The sequence below is a fragment of the Mesorhizobium sp. NZP2298 genome (assembly GCF_013170825.1).
Taxonomy (GTDB): Bacteria; Pseudomonadota; Alphaproteobacteria; order Rhizobiales; family Rhizobiaceae; genus Mesorhizobium.
Genome location: NZ_CP033365.1, coordinates 2,560,947 through 2,573,703 on the forward strand (window position 1 = coordinate 2,560,947; position 12,757 = coordinate 2,573,703).

The 12,757-nt window shown below is 64.5% G+C and carries 12 protein-coding genes; 7 read left to right on the top strand and 5 right to left on the bottom strand.

Annotated features, from left to right (window positions below):
- Positions 1-28: 28 nt before the first annotated feature.
- Complete coding sequence (locus tag EB231_RS12400) at positions 29-937, top strand: LysR family transcriptional regulator (RefSeq protein WP_172349053.1); 909 nt, start codon at positions 29-31, stop codon at positions 935-937.
- Between the two features lie 70 nt (positions 938-1,007).
- Here the strand turns inward: EB231_RS12400 and EB231_RS12405 are convergent, their stop codons facing one another.
- The 3 genes from EB231_RS12405 to EB231_RS12415 all read right to left on the bottom strand — a co-directional run bounded on the left by EB231_RS12405 (position 1,008) and on the right by EB231_RS12415 (position 4,033).
- The gene (locus EB231_RS12405; RefSeq protein ID WP_172349054.1) at positions 1,008-1,658 is read right to left on the bottom strand and encodes a dihydrofolate reductase family protein; all 651 of its coding nucleotides are present in this window, start codon (positions 1,656-1,658) and stop codon (positions 1,008-1,010) included.
- A gap of 117 nt (positions 1,659-1,775) precedes the next feature.
- Complete coding sequence (locus EB231_RS12410; protein ID WP_172349055.1) at positions 1,776-2,618, bottom strand: protein-L-isoaspartate O-methyltransferase family protein; 843 nt, start codon at positions 2,616-2,618, stop codon at positions 1,776-1,778.
- Between the two features lie 50 nt (positions 2,619-2,668).
- On the bottom strand, positions 2,669-4,033 hold the full coding sequence (locus EB231_RS12415) for an Nramp family divalent metal transporter (protein ID WP_172349056.1): 1,365 nt from the start codon (positions 4,031-4,033) through the stop codon (positions 2,669-2,671).
- A gap of 234 nt (positions 4,034-4,267) precedes the next feature.
- Between EB231_RS12415 and mntR the strand changes: the two genes are divergently transcribed.
- A complete protein-coding gene (gene mntR, locus EB231_RS12420) occupies positions 4,268-4,720 on the top strand; it encodes a manganese-binding transcriptional regulator MntR (RefSeq protein WP_056578997.1) in 453 nt (150 codons plus the stop codon).
- Positions 4,721-4,921: 201 nt separating this feature from the next.
- A complete protein-coding gene (locus tag EB231_RS12425; protein ID WP_056578647.1) occupies positions 4,922-5,110 on the top strand; it encodes a hypothetical protein in 189 nt (62 codons plus the stop codon).
- Between the two features lie 30 nt (positions 5,111-5,140).
- Here the strand turns inward: EB231_RS12425 and EB231_RS12430 are convergent, their stop codons facing one another.
- Positions 5,141-7,210, bottom strand: a complete 2,070-nt coding sequence (locus tag EB231_RS12430) for a hypothetical protein (protein WP_172349057.1) — start codon at positions 7,208-7,210, stop codon at positions 5,141-5,143.
- A 185-nt stretch (positions 7,211-7,395) separates the two neighbouring features.
- On the opposite strand from EB231_RS12430, the gene ypfJ reads away from it, so the two are divergent.
- The 3 genes from ypfJ (at position 7,396) to EB231_RS12445 (ending at position 10,651) form a co-directional block, all read left to right on the top strand.
- Positions 7,396-8,316 (top strand): KPN_02809 family neutral zinc metallopeptidase, encoded by a 921-nt coding sequence (ypfJ, locus tag EB231_RS12435; RefSeq protein WP_172349058.1) that lies wholly within the window; start codon positions 7,396-7,398, stop codon positions 8,314-8,316.
- Positions 8,317-8,468: 152 nt separating this feature from the next.
- Complete coding sequence (locus EB231_RS12440; protein WP_172349059.1) at positions 8,469-9,734, top strand: TCR/Tet family MFS transporter; 1,266 nt, start codon at positions 8,469-8,471, stop codon at positions 9,732-9,734.
- Positions 9,731-10,651, top strand: coding sequence for an aldo/keto reductase (locus EB231_RS12445; RefSeq protein WP_172349060.1), 921 nt, complete (start codon positions 9,731-9,733; stop codon positions 10,649-10,651). The genes EB231_RS12440 and EB231_RS12445 overlap by 4 nt, the downstream gene beginning before the upstream one ends.
- A gap of 2 nt (positions 10,652-10,653) precedes the next feature.
- Here the strand turns inward: EB231_RS12445 and carA are convergent, their stop codons facing one another.
- Positions 10,654-11,871: a glutamine-hydrolyzing carbamoyl-phosphate synthase small subunit gene (gene carA / locus EB231_RS12450; RefSeq protein WP_172349061.1), complete on the bottom strand. Its 1,218-nt coding sequence runs from the start codon at positions 11,869-11,871 to the stop codon at positions 10,654-10,656.
- Positions 11,872-12,147: 276 nt separating this feature from the next.
- Between carA and EB231_RS12455 the strand changes: the two genes are divergently transcribed.
- Positions 12,148-12,597, top strand: coding sequence for a GatB/YqeY domain-containing protein (locus EB231_RS12455; protein ID WP_172349062.1), 450 nt, complete (start codon positions 12,148-12,150; stop codon positions 12,595-12,597).
- Positions 12,598-12,757 lie beyond the last annotated feature (160 nt).

Consider the following 12,757-nt stretch of genomic DNA (forward strand, 5'->3'; position numbering starts at 1 on the left):
TAGGCTTGGGCCGGCATCAGTAAATGCAATGTTTGTGATATCAGGCATTAGCATCTACAATGCCGATATGATCCGCAATCTCGATACGGCGCTGATGCGCACTTTCGTCACCGTCGCCGACAAGGCCAGCATGACGGCGGCCGCCAATGTGCTGCACCTGACGCAGGGCGCCGTCAGCCAGCAGGTGAAGCGGCTGGAGGAGACGCTCGGCTGCAGCCTGTTTGAGCGCGACCGGCGCGGCCTGCGCCTGACGCGGTCGGGCGAGCGGCTGTTCGACAAGGCCAGGCGCCTGCTCAGCCTCAACGACGAGATCTGGGCGGAGATGGCGGGCTCCGCGGTCGCCGGGCAGGTGCGGCTCGGCGTGCCCTACGATCTGGTCGGAACCTTGCTCGCGCCGGTGCTGAAGGCCTATGCCGAGACCTATCCGCAGGTCGAGATCTCGCTGGTCTGCGCCTCGTCGCCGGAACTGGCGTCAGCGCTCGCGGCCGGAACCATCCACCTTGCGGTGATCGAGGAGCGGGTCGGCCCGACATCAGGCGAATGCCTGGCCATCGACCGCTTGGTCTGGGTCGGCGCCAGAGGCGGCACTGCGCGCGCCAAGCGGCCGCTGCCGGTGTCGATCGTCGCCGACACCTGCGCCTTCCGGCCGGTGGTGCTGGCGGCGCTCAACGAGCATGGGCTGGAATGGCGCACTGTGTTCGAGAACGGCAATATCGACGCGACGACGGCGACGGTGCGCTCCGACCTTGCCGTCACCACGTGGCTCGCTTCGACCGTGCCGGCCGATCTCGACATCCTGCCGTTCGAGGCCGGCCTGCCGCCGCTGCCGAATTTTTCGATCAACCTGCATGTGCCAAGGCACGGCGTCGGGCCGGCGGCGCAGGAATTCGCGCGGCATATACGCGATGGACTGGCGCGCCGGCCTGTCGCGGCGTGAGACCAAGCAGCACTAGGTTTCCTCGCCCCCGTCGATCGGGGAAGAGGAAAGGTGCCAACGCCGGGTCCCGCTATTTCCAGTTCCTGCGCCGCTCGAGCTCGGCGTCGGACGGCTCCCCGGTGACAAAGGAGCCGACCTCGATTTCGCCTGATCGTTCGTAGGTCGCGATGATGACGCCGGTGCTGGAGGTCTGCGACTTGGCAAGCCTGAAGGCGGCCGGCATGGCGTCATCGCCGAACAGCCGTTTGCCCTTGCCCAGCAGCAGCGGGAAGATCATCAGCCGGATTTCGTCGATCAGCCCGTTGGCGAGCAAGGTCTGGATCAGGTTGCCCGATCCCTGGATGAGGAGGTCAGGTCCATCCTCCTGCTTGAGGCGGCGCAGTGTCGCGACGATGTCGGGCCCAAGCGATTGCGTGTTCTGCCAAATGAGGGTGTCAGGCCGATGCGTCGCCACATATTTGGTCGCCGGGTTGAATGCATCCGCAATCGGATCTTTCTGATACGGCCAGTACGCGGCGAAGATGTCATAGGTCCTGCGGCCGAGCAGCAGGGCGAAGGGTTTGGAGAAGAGTTCCTCCATTGCCGCGCCTCCCACCTCGTCGAAGTAATGGAAGGTCCAGCCGCCGAACTTGAAGCCGCCGACGGGATCCTCCTCCGGCCCGCCCGGCGCCTGCATGACGCCGTCCAGGCTGACGAAGGTGGCGGCGATGATCTTTCTCATTGGTCTCTCCCTTGTTCCATCCACGCCGTCACGGCCCGACCATGGCCCAAGGACGGACCGCCCGCGGCCATCCCGACAGGGGTCGCGAAATTTTGGACAAGCCTGCCCATCGATCCGTCAGTTGCCGGGTTTGGCGCGGAGATCTTTCGATGAGAACCAGACGTCGCCGAAGATGGCCGTGGCCGTGCGGTCCGGCGCCTTGTCGCTCGTCAGCCATATCGAGCGGCTGCGCGTGGCTTGCTCGCGGGTCGGGATCTTCGCGGCAAGATCCGCAACCGAGGCACCGAAGCATGGGATGAACCAGGAGCGCATGAACGGATCGCAGGCGAAACCCTTTTGGGTGCGGGTCACCATCACCGCCAGCGGGACGCGCTCGGCCGGGCGCCAGGGGAAGATCATGCGGCCGCCGGGGCGCAATGCCTTCAGCCATCCGGCTGGAGGGGCGACGACCCCGGCGTTGACATAGATGATGTCGGATGGCGGCAAGGGCATGGTCACGGCATCGCCATGGACGACAGTCGCGTTGCCGTAAGCTTTGAGATATCTGCGCGCCAGATCGGCCAACTTGTCGTCGAGTTCGAAAGCGATGACCATGCCGCCGGGCGACACCAGCCTGGCGAGCAAGGCTGTGTAGTAGCCGGTGCCGGCACCGATATGGATGACGGTCTCACCGGGTTTCGGTGCCAGTTTTCCGATCCACATGGCGTGCAGGAACGGCTCGCCATTGTTGATGCCCTTGTCGGCATCGAGCGCCACCAGCACGTTCTGGTAAATATGGGAGGGGTCGGCGCTGGGCGTCGTGACCCTGCTGTTGCCGGCGACGATCGTCCACGGTCCGGGGCCGAGGAAGGCCTCGCGCGGCACGCTGGCGAAAACCTCCTCCAGGCGTGGATCCGATGAGGCGGCATTGGCCGCCATCAGCCGCGCGTAGAATCTCCTGATATCTTCTATCGTGCTCATGGCGCCAAGATAGCGCGATTTGGCGGTTTGTCTCGCGATCCGGGGGAACCTTAGCCGACCCCGAACATCGTGTCGTAGAGCAGCTTGAAATTGAGCACCAGGATGATCGCGGCGACCACCCAGGCAAGGGCCGCCACGGCGCGCGGGATGGCAAGGCTGCCCATCTTCTTGCGGTCGGAGACGAACTGTACCAGCGGAATGACCGCGAAGGGCAATTGCATGGACAGGATGACCTGGCTGAACACCAGCAACTGGCCAGTGCCCTTTTCGCCGTAGAGCGCGGTGACGACCACCACCGGGATGATGGCGAGGCCGCGCGTCAGAAGCCGCCGGGCCCAGTTGGGGATGCGCAGGCGCAGGAACCCTTCCATGACGATCTGGCCGGCAAGCGTCGCCGTAACCGTCGAGTTGAGGCCGGAGGCAAGCAGCGCCACGGCGAACAGGATCGAGGCGATGCCCAGGCCCAGGAGCGGCGACAGCAACTCGAAGGCCTCGCCGATCTCCGCGACATCCTGGTGGCCGGTATTGTGGAAGGCGACAGCCGACACGATCAGGATGGCGGCGTTGACGAACAGCGCCAGCATCAGGGCGATGGTGGAGTCCATCGTCGCCCATTTGACGGCGTCGCGCTTGCCTTTTTCCGTGCGCTCATAGGCGCGGGTCTGCACGATCGAGGAGTGCAGGTAGAGATTGTGCGGCATGACGGTGGCGCCGATGATGCCGATCGCGATGTAAAGCATCGCCGGGTTGGTGACGATTTCCGAGGACGGCACGAACATCGAATGCAGGATCGTGCCGGCCGGTGGGGCGGCGACGAAGATCTGGATGGCAAAGCAGCTGAAGATGATGATCAAAAGCGCGATGACGAAGGCTTCGAGATAGCGGAACCCCTTGTTCATCAGGAGCAGTACCAGGAAGGCGTCGAGAGCGGTGAGCATGGCGCCGCCGATCAGCGGAATGCCGAACAGCAGCTGCAATGCGATCGCCGTGCCGATGACTTCGGCGAGGTCACAGGCGATGATGGCGAGTTCGCAGGCGATCCACAGCACGAAATTGACCGGGCGCGGATAATAGGCGCGGCAGGCCTGGGCGAGATCGCGGCCGGTGGCGATGCCAAGGCGTGCGGCCAGCGCCTGCAGCAGTATCGCCATCAGGTTGGACAGCATGATGACGAACAAAAGCGTGTAGCCGAACTGGGCACCGCCGGCGAGGTCGGTCGCCCAGTTGCCGGGATCCATATAGCCGACCGACACCATGTAGCCGGGGCCCATGAAGGCGAACAGACGGCGGAACCAGACGCCGGAATTCGGCACCGCGACGGAGGAATTGACCTCGCGCAGGCTGGGCTGATCGTCCTCGTCCCGTCCGGCGAACCGCCATTCGGACCGGGTGGCTGTAACTTCTGCTTCTGACATGGAAAGGCTTTCCGCGACGTCCGGAGGATATCCGTAACCTATGTCATGGCTCAACATTATGCAATAGGCTATATTTCATTGTCGGTGCTTTTTGCCGGACGCTCCGAAGTGCGTGTGCAAGCGCCAATCGGAAACACCGGTTGCGCCTGTGGGGGAATGCAAATAAACGGCCTGAAGAATCAGAGCCCGTGCTATAAAAGCCGCGACGGCCAAACTCCCGAGGAGGAGCGCGCATTGGCGCTGAAGAACAGACCGGTTCCGCGCGAGCCCTTGCCCGACGCCGATGTCCATTCGGAAGGGTTCAGGCAGACGCGCGAAGCGCGCCGCAGTGCGCTGGTCGAGGACTATGTCGAGCTGATCGCCGACCTGATCGAGGACGGCAACGAGGCGCGCCAGGTCGACATCGCCGCACGGCTCGGCGTCGCCCAGCCCACGGTGGCCAAGATGTTGACGCGACTGTGCGCCGACGGGCTCGTTTCGAGAAAACCCTATCGCGGCGTGTTCCTGACCGATGCCGGCCGCAAGGTGGCGGAAGAAAGCCGCATCCGCCACCAGACGGTGGAAGCCTTCTTGCGTTCGCTGGGCGTCAGCGCCGAAACGGCGCGCATCGATGCCGAGGGCATCGAGCACCATGTCAGCGCCGAGACGCTGGAAGCATTTCGCAAGGCCATGACCGCGCCGCGTTAGAGCAATTCCAGGAAAAGTGTGTAACGGTTTTCCCGGGACAAGCGCGTAGCGCTTGCCCTTGGGAATTGCGTAAAAACAAATAGCTGGAGCGATTCCGTGAAACGCTGAACCGCTCCAGGCCGCTCGGCCGTTCTCGGACGGCCGCCGGAACCACCGCACCTTACGCACGTTGCTCCTGATGTCGCACCAAGGGAGGAAGCAATGGGCGTTGAACAAGCACCGACCGCCAAGGGCAAGCAAGCCGCCAAAGGGTTGAAACAGGCGGCCGCGAAGGACGAGCGCAAGACCGAGGCCGAAACCGGCCGTCCGCTGAAAAAGGGCGCCGCGCGTTTCGAGGAGCGCTCGAAAAGCTCCGACGGCAAGAGTGCCGGCGCCAAGCAGAAGGGCTGAGGCCGGGCCGGCGTCAAGGAGCCGGCATGTTCACTCCCGCACATCCTGCACCCAGCTTCTGGGGTGGCCGTCGACGCGGAACTGGAAGATGAAATAGGGCGGGATGCAGGTGCCTTCGCCGGGCTTGGCCTGTGGCAGGTCGTCGTAGCCGGCGGTGCAGATATAGTCCTCGCGGCAGGGATGCGCCTTGTCGCAGGCGCGCAGGCCGGCGGTCTTGGTGAATTCCCTGGTGCAGAATTTGTGGTCCTTGCCGGATGCGACGCAGTCGTTGAAGCCGGTCTTGGCGAGACGACCGCATGTCGCCTCGTCGGGAAGCCTGTCGCAGGTCGCCTTGCGCAGCATGCCGCCGGGAAAGCCGCCGGTCTTCTGTTCGGGGTTGTCGTAGCGCTGGCGCGCGGCGCCATAGCCGGCGAGCTTGACCAATGGTTTCTTGTCACGCGCGGGGTCGATGGCGCATGCCTTGGCGGTGGCCGGCGACAGGCGGCAATACTGGTCGTTGCCCCATGTCGACATTCTTATCTGGCCGAACTCGACGGGATCGCCGACCGCGGTGCCCTTCTCGCTGACGCAAGTACCGAAGCCCGGATGGATGGCGCTTTCATGGACGCCGGCGCAGCGCAGGCCGGCACCACAGGTCCAGTCCTTGAAGCTAGCGTCCTCGCCGCGATAGCAGATCGAGCCCCAGCCATTGTACAGGTCGGTGCCCTTCAGCGCTTCGGCATATTTCTGATCCGGACGAGCAGCGAAGCCTCTGGTGAAATCCGGATGGCCGCCGGCGGCGAATTGCTCGACGATGGCGCGGCGGCGCGGCAGGTCGGCGAAGAACACCGCCGAGCCTGGCACGAAGACGGCGTTGCGCCGCGGTTCACTGGCGGGGTCGGCGCCGGTGTAGTGGAAGCCGGCAATGCCATGCGTCTGGTGGCAGCCGGTGCAACTCATCTCGTTCAGCCGCAGATTGAAACCGGCCACCGACTTTATGCTGGCGAGCGTGTTGCCCCGGGCGACATAGTCCCGCAGCGCCTTGTCGATATCAGCGTCGTCAACCAGCCCATAGGCGATGTTGTTCTGCGAGCGGCTCAACCCTCCGGGCGCGACGGATACGGCGCTCTTGCTCAGGAACTTCTCGTCGATGACGAGCCGGCCATGGTCGAGGTCGTAGATGTTGCGGTCGGTGAGCAGCCATTTGGCGAAGGACTTGACGTCGGCCAGCACTGTCGCGCGGTCGATCTGGTTCTCCATCTTCGCTTCGTGGAAGCTCGAGGTCGCCGGGTCCCATTTGAAGATTTTCAGGAGATATTCGGCATGGCCGCCGAAATCGCGCCGCGTCGAGGCCGATAGCCGCAGCACCTGCATGTTGAGTTCGAGCCGCATGATCTGCGAGGAATTCAGCATCGCGCCGGACAACGGCCCTTCATCGGAACGCAGCCAGGCCGCCAACTGCTCGGGCGGCAGGTCCTTCTGGCCGGCGACAAGCCAGCGCTGTGCGATTTCGGCGCAAGATACGTCGGCGGCACGTGGCAAATCCCTCGAGGCACGGGCCTGCGCTCGCGTCGGCTTGGCATTGAACACCAGGCTCATGGTCAGCGGCAGGCGCGACGAGATGCGCTGCGCGACCTTTCCCCTGGCCGGCTTTTCGGCGACCGAATAGTGGAAGCGGTAGATCAGCCTGATCTCGCCGCATTCGGTGTGGCCGAGATAGCCGCGATCCATGCGGTTGACGACGCCGGTCAGGTCGAGCGTCGAGCCGTCATCGTCGATATATCTGGGGTTGAACTTCTGGCTGGTGTCGCCCGATCGGGCCATGGCCGCGACATAGGGGTCGGGGCTGGTCTTCGGTTCGTCCGATATCTCCTGCTTGACCGTGTCGCGCACCGTGGCCAGCGCCGGCACTGAAAACAGGCCGCGATTGTCGACGTCGCGGGTGAGACCGAGCGCGGGTCCGAGCAGCCGGCTGATCGACAGGCCGCCTCGCTCAAGTGCCTGCAAGGTGGCCGGGTCGGTGATGGCAACGCTGGAATCCAGCGTCACCGCGCCGGCGCCTTGCAGGCCAAGGCAGAACAGCGCTGCCAGCAGCGACAGGAATTGACCGACCCTCTGCAAGCCTCGCACGCCCCCGGTTTGCTGGCGATGCTACAGGCCTTGCGGGCTCTCGGCCAGAGCACCATGCCAGGCACCCCGGCGGCCTCGAAAAATGCTGTGACTTGGTGCAACCATTGGGCTAATTGTTTGTTGGGTTGAGCCGGCCTGCCGGAGCAACGGGGAAGTTTGCAGCGCGAGGAGTTGCCATGCTCTGGAGAGGCCGTCGTCAGAGTGACAATATCGAGGACGACCGCAGCGACAGCGGCGGTGGTGGGATCGGCGGCGGCGGCCAGTTCCGTCTCCCCATTGGCGGTCGCACCGGTGGCGGCGGCAGCATCTTCCTGGTCATCCTGGTGGTGCTGGCCGGATGGTATTTCGGCTTCGATCCTTCGGCGATCCTGGGCGGAGGCGATGGTGGCCTGCTGCCGGGCGGTGGCGGCCAGATCACTGACAACAGCGGTGGCCAGGACAGCGGCACGGCACCCGCCAATGACGAGATGAAGCAGTTCGTCGCGACGGTGCTGGCCGAGACCGAGGACACCTGGACCGGCATCTTCAAGTCGCAAGGGTTGACCTATGAGGACCCCAAGCTGGTACTGTTTTCCGGCCAGGTGCGCTCGGCGTGCGGCTTTGCCTCGGCGGCCGCGGGGCCGTTCTATTGTCCCGGCGACCACAAGGTCTATCTCGACATGACCTTCTTCCAGCAACTCGATCAGCAGTTCGGCGCTTCCGGCGAGTTCGCCCGGGCCTATGTGGTCGCCCATGAGGTCGGCCACCACGTGCAGAACCTGACCGGCATCATGTCCAAGTTCAATCAGATGCGGCAAGGCATGAGCGAAGCCGACGCCAACCAGTTGTCGGTGCGCATCGAACTGCAGGCCGATTGCTTCGCCGGCGTGTGGGCTCACTACACGGCGCAGAAGGGCATATTGGAGCAGGGCGACATCGAAAGCGCGCTGAACGCCGCCAAGCAGATCGGCGACGACACGCTGCAGAAGAAGATGCAGGGCTATGTCGTGCCGGAAAGCTTCAACCACGGCACCTCGCAGCAGCGCCAGACCTGGCTGGCGCGCGGCTACAAGAGCGGCAAGCTGTCGGACTGCAACACGCTGAGCGGCCCGATCTGAGCACTCGCGTCATGGCAATACACTGACGGCGAAGACGCCGTCAGTGAGTGTCAGGATCAACTATTCCCGGCTGTTCTTGCATTGTTCCTTTTCGCGGGCTCGCCTATAAGGTGCGTCCGACTGCGCAGGGCGGCCGGAGGAGCCTGACCATCATGATCGACCCCAAAACCGCCAGGCGGGGCCTTGCGCTGGTTTTCACCACGCTGCTGCTCGACATTATCGGTTTCGGCATCATCATGCCGGTGCTGCCGGCCTATTTGCAGGAATTGACCGGTGTCGGCGTCAGCGAGGCGGCCATCGAGGGCGGCTGGCTGTTCTTCGTCTACGCCGCCATGCAGTTCTTCTTCGCACCCATCATGGGCGGCCTGAGCGACCGCTTCGGGCGGCGGCCGATCCTGCTTGCCTCGGTGCTGACCTTTTCCATCGACAATCTGATCTGCGCTATCGCCTGGTCCTATCCAATGCTGTTCATCGGGCGTGTGCTGGCCGGCATTTCAGGCGCCAGCTATTCGACGACATCGGCCTTCATCGCCGACATCTCGAACGACGAGAACCGGGCAAAGAATTTCGGCCTGCTTGGCATCGCCTTCGGCGTCGGCTTCGTCATCGGGCCGGTGCTGGGCGGATTGCTCGGCACGTTCGGACCGCGCGTGCCGTTCTATTTCGCCGCCGGGCTCGCCTTCGTGAACTTCCTGATCGCGATGGTCTTTCTGCCGGAAACGCTCGATGAAAAGCATCGCCGCCGCTTCGAGTGGAAACGCGCCAACCCGGTCGGCACGCTTCTGCAGATGCGCCAGTATCAAGGCATTGGCTGGATCGGGCTCGTCTTCTTCCTGATGACGCTCGGCCACATGATGTACCCGGCGGTGTGGTCGTTCGTATCCAGCTATCGCTATGGCTGGAGCCAGCAGCAGATCGGCTTCTCGCTCGGCGCCTTCGGCCTGTGTGGCGCGATCGTCATGGCAACGGTGCTGCCGCGCGTGATCACGAGGCTCGGCGAATGGAAGACGGCGGCAATCGGGCTGATCTTCACTGCGGCCAGCGCCTTCGGCTATGCCTTCGCCACGCAGGGCTGGATGATCTACGCGGTGATCGTCGTGGGTTGCCTGGAGGCCTTGGCCGATCCGCCATTGAGGAGCCTCGCCGCCGCCAAGGTGCCGCCTTCCGCGCAAGGCGAACTGCAGGGCGCGATGACCTCGATCTTCTCGATCACCTCCATCATCACGCCGCTGCTCTACACGGCGGTCTTTTCCTGGTTCACGGGGCCTGGCGCGCCCGTGACCTTCGGCGGCGCGCCCTATCTGGTCGGTGCGTGCTTCCTGGTGCTGGCGCTCATCGTCTTCGTTACCAAGGTGGCGAGGCCGGCCGTGGTCAGGACTGTCACCACCGACGTCGCGGAAGATGGAGCGCCGATATGAGCCATGACAGCCGCATCGTGCTGACCAAGGACGGGGTGTCGCTGTCGCGGCTGGTCTTCGGCGCCTGGCGCCTGCTCGACGGCGACGCCCGCCCTGATGCCGACCAGGTCGGGAGGCTGATCGGCGCCGCTGTCGATCTCGGCCTGACCAGTTTCGACCACGCCGACATCTACGGAAATTACGGGGTGGAGGCGGCCTTCGGCGCCGGGCTGTCGCGCTGGAAAGGCAAGCGAGAGGAGATCGAGCTGATCTCGAAATGCGACATCATGCTGGCCTCGGCCAACCGCCCGCGAAACCGGCTGAAGCATTACGACACCAGCGCCGCCCACATAGCCGCCTCGGTCGACCGCTCGCTCGGCAATCTCGGTACCGACTATCTCGACCTGTTGCTGCTGCACCGGCCGGATCCGCTGATGGATGCCGACGAGACGGCGGCGGCACTGGCCGCGTTGGTCAAGGCCGGCAAGGTGAGGGCGGTAGGCGTCTCGAATTTCACACCGTCACAGTTCGATCTACTGGCCTCGCGGCTGCCGTTTGCCCTGGTCACCAACCAGATCGAGATGTCGGTGCTGAAGACGTCCGCATTGGCCGATGGCAGTCTCGACCACGCGCAGCGCCTGGGCTACGCGCCGATGATCTGGTCGCCGCTCGGCGGCGGCTCGCTGTTCACCGGCAAGGAAGCCCGAGAAGCTCGGGTGCGGGCAGCGCTCGCGGCGGTTGCCGCCGAAGTCGGCGCCGGAGATCTCGCCACTGTTGCCATCGCCTGGCTGCTGCGCCATCCGGCCCGGCTGGTGCCGGTGCTGGGCTCAATGAAGCCGGAACGGCTGGCGGCCATGGTCAAGGCGCTCGACATTGTGCTCGACCGCCAACAATGGTTCGCGATACTGGAGGCGAGCGAAGGCCGGCCGGTGGCGTAAGTTCACGCCCGCTCGGCGAGCAATTCCTCGCCGCGCTTTTGCCGGATCAGGTTGACGAAGCGGCGGAACAGATAGTGCGAATCCTGGGGGCCGGGCGAGGCTTCGGGGTGGTGCTGGACCGAGAACACCGGCCGGCCGGTCAGCGCGATGCCGCAGTTCGAACCGTCGAACAGCGAGACATGGGTTTCCTCGACGCCTTCGGGCAACGAGTCGGCATCGACGGCGAAGCCGTGATTCATCGAGACGATCTCGACCTTGCCGGTGGTGTGGTCCTTGACCGGATGGTTGGCGCCATGATGGCCCTGGTGCATCTTGGCGGTCCTGCCGCCGAGCGCCAGCGCCAGCATCTGGTGGCCGAGGCAGATGCCGAACACCGGGATGTCGGTCTTCAACAGATCCTGGATGACCGGCACGGCATAGCCGCCGGTGGCTTCCGGATCGCCGGGGCCGTTGGAGAGGAAGATGCCGTCCGGCTGCATGGCGAGGATTTCTTCGGCACCAGTCTTGGCCGGTACGACGGTGACCTTGGCGCCGAGGCCGGCGAGCAGCCGCAGGATGTTGCGCTTGACGCCATAGTCGATGGCCACGACGTGCAGGGACGGATCAGTCTGTTCGCCAAAACCTTCGTTCCACACCCAGGGCGTCTCGCGCCAGACCGAGGACTGGCCCGAGGTGACTTCCTTGGCGAGGTCGAGGCCGATCAGGCCCGACCATGCGGCGGCGCGCTGCTTCAGGTCGTCGAGATCGAAGACGCCGTCCGGCGCATGCGCGATGACGGCGTTGGGCATGCCCTTTTCACGGATCAGCGCGGTCAGCGCGCGGGTGTCGATACCCGACAGTGCCATGATGCCGCGCTTCTTCAGCCACTGGTCGAGACCGCCGGCGGCGCGGTAGTTGGACGGGTTGGTGACATCGGCCTTGAACACGGCGCCGACGGCGCCGGCGCGGGCGGCCGGGTTGAGGTCCTCGATGTCCTCGCCATTGGTGCCGATGTTGCCGATATGCGGGAAGGTGAAGGTAACGATCTGGCCGGCATAGGAGGGGTCGGTGAGGATTTCCTGATAGCCGGTGAGCGCGGTGTTGAAGCAGACTTCGGCGACGGCGGAACCGGTGGCCCCGAGACCGCGGCCCTCGATGACGGTCCCGTCGGCCAGCACCAGAAGGGCGGTCGGCTTTTCGGTGGCCCAAGGTGGGGTCAGCGCGGGCGTCGTCTCGGCCATGGCGGCACTCCTATCACACTGCGCGCTGCAAAGGCCCGGCGGGCCATCCGCGCAGCAAACGGCGCGGAGCGGCGAATTCGCGGCCTCCACGCATTCAAGCTTCAGTTCATGCAAGGCCCAGTACATAGGGGAAGGGGGCAGGGCGGTCAATGATCATGCGAAATGCCGCCATGATTTATTTCATCAAGCAATATCAGAGGCTTGATCCACAATATCTGGGTTTGCCTTGGCTAGGCCCCGGCGCTATTGTCCGCGCCGACCGAAGGAGAAAGCATCATGCGCGGAAAAATCGCCGAATCCCTGAAGAGCGCGATGAAGGCGCAAGACAAGCATCGGCTGCCGACATTGCGGCTGATCCAGGCGGCCATCCACGATCGCGACATCGCCAATCGCGGTGCCGGCAAGGATCCCGCGAGCGACGAGGAGATCCTGCAGATCCTGGCCAAGATGGTGAAGCAGCGCGAGGAATCGGCCAAGGCGTTCGAAGACGGCAAGCGGCCGGAACTGGCGGCGCAGGAGCGCGGAGAGATGGAGATCATCCGCGGCTTCCTGCCGACCCAGCTCGATGATGCCGCGATCACGGCCGCGGCGCGCGAGGCGATTGCCGAGACCGGTGCCGCCAGCCAGAAGGACATGGGCAAGGTGATTGCGGCGCTGAAGCAGAAATATGCCGGCCAGATGGATTTCGGCAAGGCAAGCGGCATCGTCAAAGGCCTGCTGCAGTAAGCCCAGGCGTTCTGGCCGTAGGCGCCCAATGTTCAGGAGCCACCTGGGCCGCGATCCTCGACACGGACGTAAGGCGCATCGACAAGCCGCTCGCTCGCCGTGCCTTCGCTGCATCCACTGCCGCAGCCATTTGAGCCTGAACGGTCCGAGCAACAGTATC

Bases quoted from the DNA above. Each gene is read 5' to 3' on its own strand.
- EB231_RS12405 (WP_172349054.1), bottom strand. From the start codon at position 1,658: ATGAGAAAGATCATCGCCGCCACCTTCGTCAGCCTGGACGGCGTCATG.
- ypfJ (WP_172349058.1), top strand. From the start codon at position 7,396: ATGCTCTGGAGAGGCCGTCGTCAGAGTGACAATATCGAGGACGACCGC.
- EB231_RS12455 (WP_172349062.1), top strand. From the start codon at position 12,148: ATGCGCGGAAAAATCGCCGAATCCCTGAAGAGCGCGATGAAGGCGCAA.
- EB231_RS12415 (WP_172349056.1), bottom strand. From the start codon at position 4,033: ATGTCAGAAGCAGAAGTTACAGCCACCCGGTCCGAATGGCGGTTCGCC.
- EB231_RS12440 (WP_172349059.1), top strand. From the start codon at position 8,469: ATGATCGACCCCAAAACCGCCAGGCGGGGCCTTGCGCTGGTTTTCACC.
- EB231_RS12445 (WP_172349060.1), top strand. From the start codon at position 9,731: ATGAGCCATGACAGCCGCATCGTGCTGACCAAGGACGGGGTGTCGCTG.
- EB231_RS12410 (WP_172349055.1), bottom strand. From the start codon at position 2,618: ATGAGCACGATAGAAGATATCAGGAGATTCTACGCGCGGCTGATGGCG.
- EB231_RS12425 (WP_056578647.1), top strand. From the start codon at position 4,922: ATGGGCGTTGAACAAGCACCGACCGCCAAGGGCAAGCAAGCCGCCAAA.
- carA (WP_172349061.1), bottom strand. From the start codon at position 11,871: ATGGCCGAGACGACGCCCGCGCTGACCCCACCTTGGGCCACCGAAAAG.
- EB231_RS12400 (WP_172349053.1), top strand. From the start codon at position 29: ATGTTTGTGATATCAGGCATTAGCATCTACAATGCCGATATGATCCGC.